This window comes from Ideonella sp. WA131b (assembly GCA_023657425.1).
GTDB lineage: Bacteria > Pseudomonadota > Gammaproteobacteria > Burkholderiales > Burkholderiaceae_C > Rubrivivax.
This window is the reverse complement of the sequence record JAGTJW010000002.1, coordinates 726510-739303: the sequence shown is the minus strand read 5'-3', so window position 1 is coordinate 739303 and position 12794 is coordinate 726510. Positions and strand designations below refer to the sequence as shown.

Genomic DNA, 12794 nt, shown 5'->3' with positions numbered 1-12794 from the left:
GCGCACCTTCAGGGCTGCGGGTGCCAGGGGCAGGCGATGCGCTGCCGCAGCACGCGCTCGAAATGAGCGGGATCCTTGGGCGCCAGCATGGCGGCAGGGCGCGGCAGGTGCAAGTCCCACAGCCGGCTGATCCAGAAGCGCAGCGCCGCGGCGCGCAAAAGCGCGGGCAGGGCGCGGATCTCGCCGGGCGTGAGCCCGCGCTCGGTGCGGTAGGCGGCAACGAAGGCACTGGCGCGGTCTTCGGCCAGGGCCCCGGTGCTGAGGTCGCAGCACCAGTCGTTCAGGCACACGGCCACGTCGAACAGCAGCCAGTCGGTGCCGGCGAAGTAGAAGTCGAAAAAGCCGCAGAGCGTGTCGGGCCCGGCGGTGTCGTCGAACATCACGTTGTCGCGGAACAGGTCGGCGTGGATCGGTCCCCTGTGCAGAGTCTGCCCGAGCGGTGACGCCGCCAGCTCCTGTTGGAAGGCGAGCTCGTCCACCAGCAGCGAGGCCTGCGCCGGCTGCAGGAACGGCAGCACCACCGGCACCGTCTCGGCCCACCACGACAGGCCGCGCAGGTGCGGCTGCGATACCGGCAATGACTGTCCGGCCGTGTGCATGCGCGCCAGCATGCGGCCCACCTGCACGCAGTGGTTCACGCCGGGCGCCAGGCGGTGGCCGCCGGGCAGGCGTGTCACCACCGAGGCCGGCTTGCCGGCCACGCTGTGCACCAGGCTGCCGTCGGTTGCCGGCTGCGGCGCCGGCACGGGTATGCCGCGCGCGGCCAGGTGCTGCATCAGCGCCAGGTAGTAGGGCAGTTCGGTGGGCGAGAGCCGCTCGAACAGCGTCAACACCCACTGGCCGCGCACCGTGGTGGCGTAGTAGTTGGTGTTCTCGATGCCGCTGCCGATGCCCTGCAGATCGGTGAGTGCACCCAGACCCAGGCGCTGCACCAGCGCGTCGGCCTCGGCGAACGAGACTTCGGTGTAGACCGCCATGCGGGGGCGGCTAAAAGCGCAACAACGACCAGGTGCGCTTGCCCTGGCTGCCGCGGTCGTTCATCGACTCGCGGCCCGGCGGGATGACCTGGATCTCGTAGGCTGGCAGCGCGCCAACCTTGCTCTGCACCGTGATCCGGGTGACCGCGCCCCGCACCCGGTGCTCCTCGATGCGGGTGTTGTCGTCTTCCAGCACAGTGATGTGCGGGCGCTCGGCCTGTGACTTGGCCGGTGCGGAGGCGGCACCGGCCGGCGCCCCGGCCGCCTGCGCCGACGCCCCGGCGGACGTGCCAAGCAGCGCCAGGGCGAGCAGCGTGCGCCGCGTCGAGAGGTTGGGGAGCATGGTCTCGCGATTCTATCGAGCGGCTCGGGCTACGATCCCGCGCATGACCGCATCCCGCAATCCCGAGCCGGGCCTGATGCTGCTGGTGGACGGCTCCAGCTACCTGTACCGCGCCTTCCACGCCATGCCCGATCTGCGCTCGCCGGAGGGCTTTCCCACCGGCGCCATCCACGGCATGGTGGCCATGATGACCTGGATGCGCGAGCGCTACCCCGCGGCGCACGCGGCCTGCGTGTTCGACGCCCCCGGCAAGACCTTCCGCGACGACTGGTACCCCGAGTACAAGGCCCAGCGCGCGCCCATGCCCGACGACCTGCGTGCCCAGATCGAGCCCATCCACGAGGCCGTGCGCCTGCTGGGCTGGCCAGTGCTGGTGCCCCCGGGCATCGAGGCCGACGACGCCATCGGCACGTTGGCGCACCGCGCAGCCGGTGAGGGCCACCACGTGCTGATCTCCACCGGCGACAAGGACCTGGCCCAGCTGGTGACGCCGCAGGTGAGCCTCATCAACACCATGAGCAAGCCGCCCGAGGTGCTGGACGAAGCCGGCGTGCTGGCCAAGTTCGGCGTCCCGCCGACGCGCATCGTCGACTACCTCACGCTGATGGGCGACACGGTGGACAACGTGCCCGGCGTCGAGAAGGTGGGCCCGAAGACGGCGGCGAAGTGGATTGCCGAGCACGGCAGCCTGGACGCCGTGATGGCTGCCGCCGACGGCATCAAGGGTGTGGCCGGCGAGAACCTGCGCAAGGCGCTGAGCTGGCTGCCCACGGGCCGCAGGCTGGTGACGGTGGTGACCGACTGCGACCTCTCGGGGCAGCTGGCGGGTTGGCCCAGCCTGGACGCGCTCGCCCTGCTCGAGGTGGACCGTGAGGCACTGCTGGCCTTCTACACGCGCTACGGCTTTCGCACCTGGAAGCGCGAGCTTGAGGCCTCGCTGGGCCGTGCGCCGGGTGTGGCGGTGGCGGCCCCGGCGCGGGGGGCATCCCCCGATGCGCCCCCCGCGCCGCCCGCCGTGCCGCTGGCACGCGAGTACGAGACCGTCACCACCTGGGACCGCCTTGAGGCCTGGATCGGGCGGCTGATGGCCGCCGAACTGGCCGCGCTCGACACCGAGACCGACAGCCTCGATGCGATGGTGGCGCGCATCGTCGGCATCAGCTTCGCGGTCGAGCCCGGCCGCGCGGCCTATGTGCCGCTGGCGCATGACTACCCCGACGCCCCGGCGCAGCTGCCGGCGGCCGAGGTGCTGGCCCGCCTGAGGCCCTGGCTGGAGAGCGCGGCGCACCCCAAGGTGGGCCAGAACGTCAAGTACGACTGGCACGTGCTGGCCAACGCCGGCATCGACGTGCGCGGCTACCGCCACGACACGTTGCTGCAGAGCTACGTGCTCGAGGCCCACATGAAACACGGCCTGGAGGCCCTGGCCGAGCGCCACCTCGGCCGCCGCGGCCTGAGCTATGAGGCGCTGTGCGGCAAGGGCGCAAACCAGATCCCGTTCGCGCAGGTGGATGTGGAGCGCGCCACCACCTATTCGGGCGAAGACAGCGAGATGGCGCTGCAGTTGAGCGGCCTGCTGCTGCCGCGCGTGATGGCCGACGCGGGCCTGGCCTACGTCTACGAGCGCATCGAGATGCCCACCAGCGCCGTGCTCGGCCGCATCGAGCGCCATGGCGTGCTGATCGATGCCACCGTGCTGGCGCGCCAGAGCGCCGAGCTGGGCCAGCGCCTGGTGGCTCTCGAAGCCGAGGCACACTCGCTCGCGGGCCAGCCCTTCAACATGGGCAGTCCCAAGCAGATCGGCGAGATCCTGTTCGGCAAGCTCGGCCTGCCGGTGAAGAAGAAGACGGCCACTGGCGCGCCGAGCACGGATGAAGACGTGCTGCAGGAGCTGGCCGCCGACTACCCGCTGCCGGCGAAAATCCTGGAGGCGCGCAGCCTGGCCAAGCTCAAGGGCACCTACACCGACAAGCTGCCGCTGATGGTGAACCCGGCCACGGGCCGCGTGCACACCACTTACGCGCAGGCCGTGGCGGTGACGGGGCGGCTGGCGAGCAACGACCCCAACCTGCAGAACATCCCCATCCGCACGCCCGAGGGCCGGCGCGTGCGCGAGGCCTTCATCGCGCCGCCGGGCCATGTGCTGCTGAGCGCCGACTACTCGCAGATCGAGCTGCGCATCATGGCGCACATCAGCGAAGACCCGGCGCTGCTGCGCGCCTTCGAGCGCGGCCTCGACATCCACAAAGCCACCGCCAGCGAGGTCTTCGGCACGCCGCTGGACGAGGTGTCGTCGGAGCAGCGGCGTTATGCCAAGACCATCAACTTCGGCCTCATCTACGGCATGGGTGCCTTCGGGCTGGCCAGCCAGCTCGGCATCGAGCAGAGGGCGGCGAAGGACTTCATCGACCGTTACTTCGCCCGCTTCGCGGGGGTGAAGCGCTACATGGACGAAACGCGGCTGAAGGCCAAGGACCTGGGATATGTGGAGACCGTCTTCGGCCGCCGCCTGTGGCTGCCCGAGATCAACTCGCCCAATGGCCCGCGGCGCAGCGGCGCCGAGCGCCAGGCCATCAACGCGCCCATGCAGGGCACGGCGGCCGATCTCATCAAGCTGGCCATGATCGCGGTGCAACAGGCGCTCGACGACGAGCAGCGCGCCACGCGCATGGTGATGCAGGTGCACGACGAACTCGTGCTCGAAGTGCCCGAGGTGGAACTGCCCTGGGCGCGGGACGCGTTGCCGCGCCTGATGGCCGGCGTGGCGCAGTTGAGGGTGCCGCTGGTCGCCGAGGTGGGCGCGGGGGCAAACTGGGATCAGGCGCACTGACGGCTCTCGGCCCGCAGCGGCCAAGGACCGCTACGGGCCGAGAGCCAACATCGCAGCCGCGACTCACACCACCCTCAGGCTGGCATCGCCACACCCAGCTGGTCGACCACACCCGCCAGCAGCGACAAGCCGCGAAGTCGCACCGCCGGGTCATGCGTCGCGCCGGCGATGATCAACTCGTCGGCCTGCGTCAGCGCCAGCAGCCGGTTGAGCTGGCGCGCCACCGTGTCGGGGCTGCCCACGGCGCTGGCCCACAGCATGCGCATCACCTGCTCTCGCTCGGCCGGCGTCCACAGGTCGTCCATGCTCGCCACCGGCCGCGGCAGCGGGCCGCGCGCGCCGCGCCGCATGCCCAGGAAGCGCTGTTGCAGGCTGGTGAAGTGGAATGCGGCCTCGTCATCGGTGTCGGCGCACACCACGTTGACGGCCACCATGGCGTTTGGCTCGGGGTGTCGGGGGCTGGGCCGGTAGGTACTGCGGTAGACCTGCAGCGCGTCGAGCAGCATCTCGGGCGCGAAGTGGCTGGCAAACGCAAACGGCAGCCCCAGGTGCGCTGCCAGCTGCGCGCTGTACAGGCTGCTGCCCAGCAGCCACACCGGCAGCTGCGTGCCGATGCCGGGGATGGCGCGCACCGCCGCGCCGGGTTGCGGCGGGCCCAGGTAGGCCATCAGCTCCCGCACATCCTGCGGGAAGCGGTCTTCGTGCGCGCCGTCGAGGCTGCGGCGCAGCGCGCGCATCGTCGGACCGTCGGTGCCGGGCGCGCGGCCCAGGCCCAGCTCGATGCGGCCGGGGTGCAGCGCGGCCAGCGTGCCGAACTGCTCGGCCACCACCAGCGGCGCGTGGTTGGGCAGCATCACGCCACCGCTGCCCAGCGTGATGCGCGAGGTGTGCGCCGCCACGTGTGCCAGCAGCACCGCAGTGGCGCTGCAGGCCAGCCCCTCCATGTTGTGGTGCTCGGCCAGCCAGAACCGGCGGTAGCCCAGCGCCTCGGCATGGCGCGCCAGCTCGGTGGTGGTGGCCAGCGCCTGGGGCACGGTGGCGCCCTCGGCGATGGGGGCGAGGTCGAGGATGGACAGATGGATCATCCCGCGATGGTGCACCAGCCGCGCGATACTGTCCCCATGAGCACCGAGCTGACCGTGCGCCGCGTGCATGTCGAGCTGGACACTCCGCTGCCGCCCGACCAGCCCGTGCGCCTCGCGCCCGAGGTCCGTGGCTTCGTCGGCAACTGGGCCAGACATCGACTCCTGCATGTACCCTGCAACGCCCACCTCGCCGCGCAAGGGCTGCGCAAGGCCTTGAAGCAGCGCATCCCGAGCCGCCGCGCGCAACTGCTGCAGCGTTGGATTTGGCGCAGCTCCGGGGAGATCGAGCCCGGCATCACCGCCTGCGATCTGTATCCCGCGCTTCGCGGTGCCGCGCCCTGGGGCACCGGCAGCGTCCGCCATGAGGTCCAACCCGCGCAGGCCGAAGGCGCGCGCGCGCAGCGCTGGCTGGCCGGGCACGCGCTGCTGGCCGCACCGGTCGGCACGGCATGACGGCGCTGGCCCGCGCCCGAGCCTTTGCCGCGGCCCACGGGCTGGCGCTGCCGCTGCTGCAGGCGCCGATGGCTGGTGTGCCGTCGCTGCCGCTGGCCGCGGCCGTGGTGCGCGGCGGCGGCATGGCCGCGATGGGCGCGCTGCTGCTGGGGCCCGAGGGCATCGCCGACTGGGTGGCGCGTTTCCGGGCTGCGGCGGGCGCGGCCGCGCCGCTGCAGCTGAATCTGTGGGTGCCCGACCCGCCCCCGCGGCGTGACGCCGTGCACGAGGCGCGCCTGGCCGCCTTCCTGGCGCAGCATGGCCCGCCGGTGCCTGCCGGCGCGGGCGATGCAGCGCCGCCCGAGTTCGATGCCCAGTTCGACGCCATCGTGGCCGCGAGGCCGGCCGTGATGTCCACCATCATGGGTCTGCTCGCGCCGGTGCAGGCCGCGCGGCTGCGCGCCGCCGGCATCGCGTGGTGGGCCACCGTCACCACCCTGGCCGATGCGCGCGCGGCCTTGGCCGCCGGGGCCGACGCCCTGGTGGCGCAGGGCGCGGAGGCCGGCGGCCATCGCGGCGCCTTCGACGCCGCACGGGCGTGTGACGAGGCCGTCGGCCTGTTTGCGCTGCTGCCGGCGGTGGCCGATGTGGCGCGGGCCTCGGGCACGCCTGTCGTCGCTGCCGGCGGCATCGCCGACGCGCGCACCGCGGCCGCGGCGCTGCTGCTGGGCGCCAGCGCGGTGCAATTGGGCAGCGCACTGCTCTGCGCCCCGGAGGCCGGCATCGCGCCCGCCTGGCAGGCAGCGCTGGCCCAGGCCACGCCTGAGGGCACGCGCCTCACCCGCGCCTTCAGTGGCCGCTGGGGTCGTGCGCTGGCCACCGGCTACGTGGCCGCTGCGGCCGCGCCCGAGGCCCCCGAGCCCGCGCCTTACCCCGTGCAGCGCGGCCTGACCGCCGCGATGCGCAAGGCCGCCGAGGCCGCCGACGACCTGCAGCACCTGCAGGCCTGGGCCGGCCAAGGCGTGGCGCTGGCGAAGCCCGTGCCGGCGGCAGAGTGGCTGCCGGCGCTGTGGCGCGATGCCGAAGCTCTGCTGGCCGGCGGCGCTTCGGCGGCCTTCAGCCCCGCAGCCTGACGAAGAGTCGCCCGCTCTGCACCCGCACCTCGTGCACCACGAGGTCCTGCGTCAGTGGCTCGCACAGCGCGCGGCCGGTGGCGACATCGAAGCGGCCCTGGTGCAGCGGGCACTCGACACTGCCGTCGGGCTCCACGAAGCCGCCGCACAGGCTGGCGTTTCCATGCGTGCAGGTGGCGTCGATGGCGTGCAGCGCCTCACCCAGGCGCACGAGGCCGATCTCGCGTCCGTTGACGACCGCCGCGACGATGTCGCCGTCGGGGATGTTGGCGGCCTCGGCCACGTCGTGCCAGTCGGGTTCGTTCATGCCGGGTCCACGATGGAGTTGGCGATCAGGTCGTTGTCGAAGATCAGCCAGCGCTGCGCGAAGCGCAGGCCGTCGGCCGTGGACACCACGCGGTCGAGGTAGCGGCCGGCCACCAGGATCTCGGGCATCGCGTCGCGCTTGGTGCGCACCACGAGCACGGGGGTCTCGGTGACGAGCGCATGGCCCTGCTCGGCGGGGTCCCGCGCCAGGAGCCGCGGCACGCCGCCCAGGTGACACTGCACGTAAGGGTCGTGGTAGATCGTCTCGCGCGCGCCGTACACCCGGTCGGCCAGCATCGCGCGGCTGTCCAGGTGCAGGATGCACAGGGGCAGACCGCGGTCGAAGTTCTCGCGCGACTGCAGCTTGTACGAGCAAGCCTCGGTGAAAAACGCCGGCCAGCGGTCGAGATCGCGCGCATCCAGCGCCGCGGCGTAATCGGCGTGCAGCTCGTGCATCGCCAGCCATTCGTCGGCGGTGAACCTCACGGCACGCCCCTCCGTGTTTCACACGCCGGGGTGAGCGCTTGGCAGCGACCCGGCGCGCTCATGGCGCCGCCTCCATCACCTCGCGCCAGTAGCGGTACATGCCGCGGATCAGCGTCTCGGTCACCATGTGCGGGGTGGCTTGCACGCCCAGGCCGTCGAGTTCGCTGACGGTGCGCGCCTGCGGGTGCGCCGCGAAGGCCTGCTGCGCGAACTCGATCACCTCGCCGTCGTCGGCGCTCACAAAGCCCGCGGGCCCGAACAGGTTGGCCTGGCGCAGCCGCCGCGCCGTCATGGCCTCGTCGTCGCCCTCGAAACCGAAGTGCGTCCAGACGAAGTCGAACTCACCCGCACCCACCGGCTGGATGTGGCGCGTGCTCAGCGAGTTCACCTGCTGCTGCACGATGAGGCTGGGGAAGAGGGTCATCATCACCACGCTGGGCCCGCCCCACCAAGGCTCGGGCACCACGTCGAGCAGCCGCGGGTCGTGCAGTGCCATGCCGGCCTTGAAGCTGCTGACACCCTGCGTCACCGCGGCAGATGCCGCCACTGCGCCCTCGTTGCGCCGACTCACCATGCAGGCGTGGCGCGCATGGCGGTCGATCACCATCTGGCTGCGTTGATCAGCGCGCCACAGGCCGAAGGTCACGAACCAGGTGTGCAGCAGGCCCGGGTGGTAGGGGTCCTTGATGTTCTCCTGCATCAGCTTCCAGTTGGCCGGGATGCGCTGGCGGTTGATGCCCAGCAGCTTGAGGGGCCGGTCGGGGTTGAAGACGCGGTCGTACCAGGGCAGCACCTCGGGGCCGAGGAAGTCCTCGAAGGGCTCGACCTCGTGGTCGAAACTCGCGAACACCGCGCCGCCGCGCGCGGCCACCTTCAGCGTCGTGAGGCCGTGGTCCGAGAGCTTGAAGTCCGGCGGCATGCCGCCCTGCACCTGTCCGTCCTGCTTGACGCCGCGGCGGAAGGGCAGGCCGATCAGCTCGCCGTTCAGCTTGTAGTTCCACTGGTGGTAGGGGCAGACGAAGGCCTTCACCGAGCCCGTGCGTTCGCGGCAGAAGGCCACGCCGCGGTGGGCGCAGCGGTTTTCCACCACGTGCAGCGCGCCGTCGGCATCGCGCACCAGGATCACGCTGCGCTCGCCCACCACCGTGCGCTTGAAGTCGCCGGGGTTCGGCACCTCGCAGGCCAGGCCCACGTAGCACCAGTGGCCGCGGTAGAAGAAGCGCTCGAGCTCGCGCCGGTACACGGCCTCGTCGGTGTAGGCCCAGCCCGGCACGCGGCTGGTCGGCGCCGTGCCCCAGTCGGTGGCTTGCATGCGGCATGTCTCCATGGCCCGCGTCGTGGTGGCGGACCTGCACGGGATTCTGGCGAGCGGGCCCGGTTCGCGCCATGCAGCCAGCCTGAAACCCATCGTTCACACCATGAAGCATGATGCGGGCATGGACCTGAACCTGCTGCGCGTGTTCGACGCGCTCTGGCACGAGCGCAAGGTGGTGGCGGCGGCCGAGCGGCTGAAGCTTTCGCCGCCGGCCGTGAGCAACGCGCTGGCGCGCCTGCGCCGCGCCACCGGCGACGAGCTGTTCACGCGCACGCCGCAGGGCATGTTGCCAACGCCCCAGGCCGAGGCCATGGCGCCGGCCATCGTGGCGGCGCTGGCGGCCATCCACGGCAGTCTGGCGCGGCCGCGCAACTTCGAGCCGGGGCTCAGCGCGCGGCACTGGCGGCTGGCGATGTCGGACATCGGCGAGATCGTCTTCCTGCCACGCCTGGCTGCGGCCCTGCGCGAGCGCTCGCCGCAGGCGCAGCTGCAGGTCCTGCGCAGTGGTCGCCACGAACTGCGCGACACCCTCACCCGGGGCGACATCGACCTCGCCGTGGGCTGGCTGCCCGATCTTCGCGCCGGCTTCCACCGCCGCCGCCTCTTCGAGCAGCGCTACGTGCTGCTGATGGCCGGCACACACGCGCTGGCCAAGGGTCGGCTCACGGTCGCGCGGCTGGCCGCCGTGCCGCAGGTGCAGGTGCTGGCCGAAGGCACCGGCCACGAGCGCGTGGACACGCTGCTGCGCCAGCACGGCATCGAGCGCCGCATGCCGTTGGCGCTGCCGCACTTCGCGGCGCTGCCCTGGGTGCTGCGTGCCGGCGACGGGGTGGCCATCGTGCCGTACAAGCTGGCCGTGCAGGTGGCCGAGCCGCTGGGCCTGGCGGTGCGCGAACTGCCGGTGGCGCTGCCGGCCTTCGAGGTGAGCCTGGTGTGGCACCACCGCGCCCACGACGACCCGGCGCACCGCTGGGTGCGCGGTCTGTGGGTGGAGCTGTTTGCCGAGGGCGAGAAAAAGCCCGCCGGGTGAGGGCGGGCTCGGGGCGGTGAAGGTGCCGTCCGTGCGTCGCCGGATCAGCCCAGTTGTTCGATGCCGGCGATGGCCCACTGGCCACCGTCGCCGTGCGGCTTGACCAGGTGCCAGACCTCGTTGAAGGCCTGCGGCCGGCCGCCGCGCTCCTCGACGATGTCGCCGTGGAAGCGCACGCTGACGATCTGGCGGTCTGCTTCGTTGGTCACGTCCATCACCTCGGCCTCGACACGCTGCACGTCGGTGTGGTTGTCGCTGGCGCCACGATCGAGGATGTCCATGCGCAGGCTGGCGAACAGCTCGGGCGTGGTGAAGCGGCGCAGGTCTTCGAGATCGGCCGTGTCGTTGGCGGCCTGCAGGCGGATGAAGATCATCTTGGCCGTGCGGGCGAAGGTCTCGCTGTCGAAGTCAGCCGGCACGAAGGCCTTGGGCGTGCTGCGCTCGGCCACCACGGGCTCGGGCTCGGCCACCGGCCCACCGCCGATGCCGGGCACGGGGTCGGTCACACCGGCGGCCGGGGCGCTTCCGCTGAACTGCGCGGGCGCGCTGGCCGGGGCCGGCTGCACGGGCGCGTTCGACTGGGCGGGCCAGCTGACCTGGGCGCCGCTGCGGGCCATGCCGTTGCCGCTGCTGGCCATGGCCGGCTGCTGCTGACGGCCGAAACGGCGCATCAGGAAGGCGATCAACGCGATGGCGGCCACGGCCAGCAGCGCGATCATGAGGAAGTTCGCGAGCTCTTCACCGAAGCCCAGCGCGCTGGCCAGCGCCACCAGGCCCAGGCCGGCGGCCAGGCCGGCGATCGGGCCCATCCACGAGCGCTTGGCACCCGCGGCGGCGGCCGTGGCCCCGGCTGCGGCCGGTGCGGCGGCACCCGGCTGGGCGGGCGTGTTGCCCTGCCCGGGCGTGGCGGGCTTGGCGGGTGGCGCGTCGGGGGCGGTGCGCGCGGGCATGTCGCGCTGCATGCCGCTGGACTTGGAGCCGCCCAGCCGCTTGGCCTCGGAAATGGAGGGCACGGCCGTCGCGACCAGGGCCACGACCACGGCACCGATGAGCCAGTTCTTCATTGCGTGAGATTCCTCGAAAAAACATGAGCGCGCGGCGGGATCACCAGCGCGTGCGCGAGTGTGAGGCATGGCGCGCGCGCGTCCAAGGCATTGGCCGTAGCCCATGCGCCGGGTGGGTGCTCCGCGCTGGCCTTGGCTTGGCCAGGATCGGCCCCATGATCGGGTTTCCGAGCATGACGGGAACCCGGAACCAATGGAAACAAGTGTGTTGCTGTGGGTGCTGGTGCTGCTGCTGATCGCAGTGGGCCTGGCTGGCACCGTGTTGCCGGCTCTGCCTGGCACGGCCCTGGTGTTTGGCGGCATCCTGCTGGGCGCCTGGATCGACGACTTCCAGCGCGTGGGCGTGTGGGTCGTGGTGGTGGTGGCAATGCTGGCGCTGTTGTCTTGGGCGCTGGACTACGTCGCCGGATTACTGGGTGCACGCAAGGCCGGTGCCAGCCGCCTGGCGCTGGTGGGCGCTGCCGTGGGCACCGTGGTGGGTCTGTTCATGGGCCTGGTGGGCGTGCTGTTCATGCCGCTGGTGGGGGCGGCGGTCGGCGAGGCCGTCGCGCGCCGCCAGGAGGCCGACCGGGCTGGCGCCGGCCGACAGGCCATCAAAGTGGGCGTGGCCACCTGGCTGGGCATGATGGCCGGCATGGTTGCGAAGGTGGTGCTGTCGTTCGTGATGATCGGCATCTTCGTCGTGGCGCTGCTCGCGTGATCGCCCGCGGCCTGGCGCATGGCCACGCTGGCCCGCGCGTTCTGAGGCAGGGTGGGCAGCGACGACAGCATGCGGCGACGCAGCATGGGGTGGTCGCCAGCCGGCACCAGCTACAGTGCGCGAAGTGCAAGGACATGACCGGCTGACCTTTTCTGCGCCGCCAAGACACCAACCATGGACGCTCACACGCTCAGCGCGCCGGCGCGAATCACGCTCGGCGGCGGCTGCTTCTGGTGCCTGGAGGCGGTCTACGAACGGGTCGACGCCGTCATCGCGGTCGAGAGCGGCTACTGCAATGGCCATGTGCACCACCCCAGTTACGAGCAGGTCTGCAGCGGCGACACGGGGCATGCCGAAGTCGTGCAGGTCAGCTACGACCCCGCGCTGATCACCTTGCGCGAGTTGCTGGAGATCTTCTTCGTCATCCACGACCCGACCACGCCCAACCGGCAGGGCAATGACGTCGGGACCCAGTACCGCAGTGGCATCTATGTGACCAGCTCCGAGCAGAAGGCGGTTGCGCTCGAGGTCGTGGCCGAGTTGCAGGCAGCTCTGTCGGCGAGCGGGGGCGGTCGTGTCGTGACCGAGATCGTGCCGCTGGCAAACTACTCGCGCGCCGAGGACTACCACCAGCACTACTTTGCCAACCACCCCGGCCAGGGGTATTGCGCCTTTGTCGTGGCGCCCAAGGTCGAGAAGTTCCGACGTCGCTTCGCTTCGCGGTTGCGGTCGGATTAGATCAGCGAGAAGCTGCTGGGCTCGTCGAGATCGGGGAACACCGAGTCCAGGCTGCGTCGCAACTGCTGGCGGCGCTGCCGCACTTGCGGGTCGGCGCCCCTCAGCGCCGCGAAGGCCGGGGCCCGCAGCAACCACAGGTCCTCCGGCTCCTCGGCGGCCCTCACCTGCTCCTGCAGCCACTCAACGGCGGGCAGGCCGTCCAAGGCGTGAATGAAGGTGCGCTTGAGGTCCACGAAGGCGCGGCGGGCCGCTGCATGGGCCTGGCGATCCTGCGGCAGCCCCGAGAGGTCGGGGGATGCCAGACCAGCGAGGGTGTGGCCGGGCGTGTGGGGTGCGACGGCTTGCATGGCGGCCC

Annotated in this window: 14 protein-coding genes; 6 read left to right on the top strand and 8 right to left on the bottom strand. The window is 71.6% G+C overall.

The window, feature by feature from the left end; translation table 11 throughout:
- Positions 1–8: 8 nt before the first annotated feature.
- Together KA711_13410 and KA711_13405 are read right to left on the bottom strand one after the other, a co-directional pair.
- Positions 9–977, bottom strand: coding sequence for a homoserine kinase (locus tag KA711_13410; GenBank protein MCM0609967.1), 969 nt, complete (start codon positions 975–977; stop codon positions 9–11).
- Between the two features lie 10 nt (positions 978–987).
- Complete coding sequence (locus tag KA711_13405; protein ID MCM0609966.1) at positions 988–1320, bottom strand: DUF2782 domain-containing protein; 333 nt, start codon at positions 1318–1320, stop codon at positions 988–990.
- 76 nt (positions 1321–1396) lie between these two features.
- Here KA711_13405 and polA point away from each other — a divergent pair, with 76 nt between their 5' ends.
- On the top strand, positions 1397–4150 hold the full coding sequence (polA, locus tag KA711_13400) for a DNA polymerase I (protein MCM0609965.1): 2754 nt from the start codon (positions 1397–1399) through the stop codon (positions 4148–4150).
- Between the two features lie 74 nt (positions 4151–4224).
- On the opposite strand, the gene KA711_13395 is transcribed toward polA, so the two are convergent.
- On the bottom strand, positions 4225–5235 hold the full coding sequence (locus KA711_13395) for an LLM class flavin-dependent oxidoreductase (GenBank protein MCM0609964.1): 1011 nt from the start codon (positions 5233–5235) through the stop codon (positions 4225–4227).
- Positions 5236–5271: 36 nt separating this feature from the next.
- On the opposite strand from KA711_13395, the gene KA711_13390 reads away from it, so the two are divergent.
- Positions 5272–5688 carry a hypothetical protein gene (locus tag KA711_13390; protein ID MCM0609963.1) on the top strand — a complete coding sequence of 139 codons (417 nt, stop codon included), beginning with the start codon at positions 5272–5274 and terminating at the stop codon, positions 5686–5688.
- Positions 5685–6800: a nitronate monooxygenase gene (locus tag KA711_13385; GenBank protein ID MCM0609962.1), complete on the top strand. Its 1116-nt coding sequence runs from the start codon at positions 5685–5687 to the stop codon at positions 6798–6800. The genes KA711_13390 and KA711_13385 overlap by 4 nt, the downstream gene beginning before the upstream one ends.
- On the opposite strand, the gene KA711_13380 is transcribed toward KA711_13385, so the two are convergent.
- From KA711_13380 to KA711_13370, 3 genes are all read right to left on the bottom strand, one after another.
- Positions 6784–7107: a non-heme iron oxygenase ferredoxin subunit gene (locus tag KA711_13380; protein MCM0609961.1), complete on the bottom strand. Its 324-nt coding sequence runs from the start codon at positions 7105–7107 to the stop codon at positions 6784–6786. The two genes, KA711_13385 and KA711_13380, sit on opposite strands and share 17 nt — an antisense overlap.
- Complete coding sequence (locus KA711_13375) at positions 7104–7562, bottom strand: nuclear transport factor 2 family protein (GenBank protein ID MCM0609960.1); 459 nt, start codon at positions 7560–7562, stop codon at positions 7104–7106. The genes KA711_13380 and KA711_13375 overlap by 4 nt, the downstream gene beginning before the upstream one ends.
- Before the next feature lie 88 nt (positions 7563–7650).
- Positions 7651–8919, bottom strand: coding sequence for an aromatic ring-hydroxylating dioxygenase subunit alpha (locus tag KA711_13370; protein MCM0609959.1), 1269 nt, complete (start codon positions 8917–8919; stop codon positions 7651–7653).
- Between the two features lie 91 nt (positions 8920–9010).
- On the opposite strand from KA711_13370, the gene KA711_13365 reads away from it, so the two are divergent.
- The gene (locus KA711_13365) at positions 9011–9937 is read left to right on the top strand and encodes a LysR family transcriptional regulator (GenBank protein MCM0609958.1); all 927 of its coding nucleotides are present in this window, start codon (positions 9011–9013) and stop codon (positions 9935–9937) included.
- Positions 9938–9981: 44 nt separating this feature from the next.
- Here KA711_13365 and KA711_13360 read toward each other — a convergent pair whose 3' ends face one another.
- A complete protein-coding gene (locus tag KA711_13360) occupies positions 9982–11001 on the bottom strand; it encodes a Tim44 domain-containing protein (GenBank protein MCM0609957.1) in 1020 nt (339 codons plus the stop codon).
- Between the two features lie 193 nt (positions 11002–11194).
- Here KA711_13360 and KA711_13355 point away from each other — a divergent pair, with 193 nt between their 5' ends.
- Positions 11195–11701, top strand: coding sequence for a DUF456 domain-containing protein (locus KA711_13355; GenBank protein MCM0609956.1), 507 nt, complete (start codon positions 11195–11197; stop codon positions 11699–11701).
- Between the two features lie 174 nt (positions 11702–11875).
- A complete protein-coding gene (msrA, locus tag KA711_13350) occupies positions 11876–12439 on the top strand; it encodes a peptide-methionine (S)-S-oxide reductase MsrA (protein ID MCM0609955.1) in 564 nt (187 codons plus the stop codon).
- Here msrA and KA711_13345 read toward each other — a convergent pair.
- On the bottom strand, positions 12436–12786 hold the full coding sequence (locus KA711_13345) for a hypothetical protein (GenBank protein MCM0609954.1): 351 nt from the start codon (positions 12784–12786) through the stop codon (positions 12436–12438). The genes msrA and KA711_13345 overlap by 4 nt on opposite strands.
- Between the last annotated feature and the right edge of the window lie 8 nt (positions 12787–12794).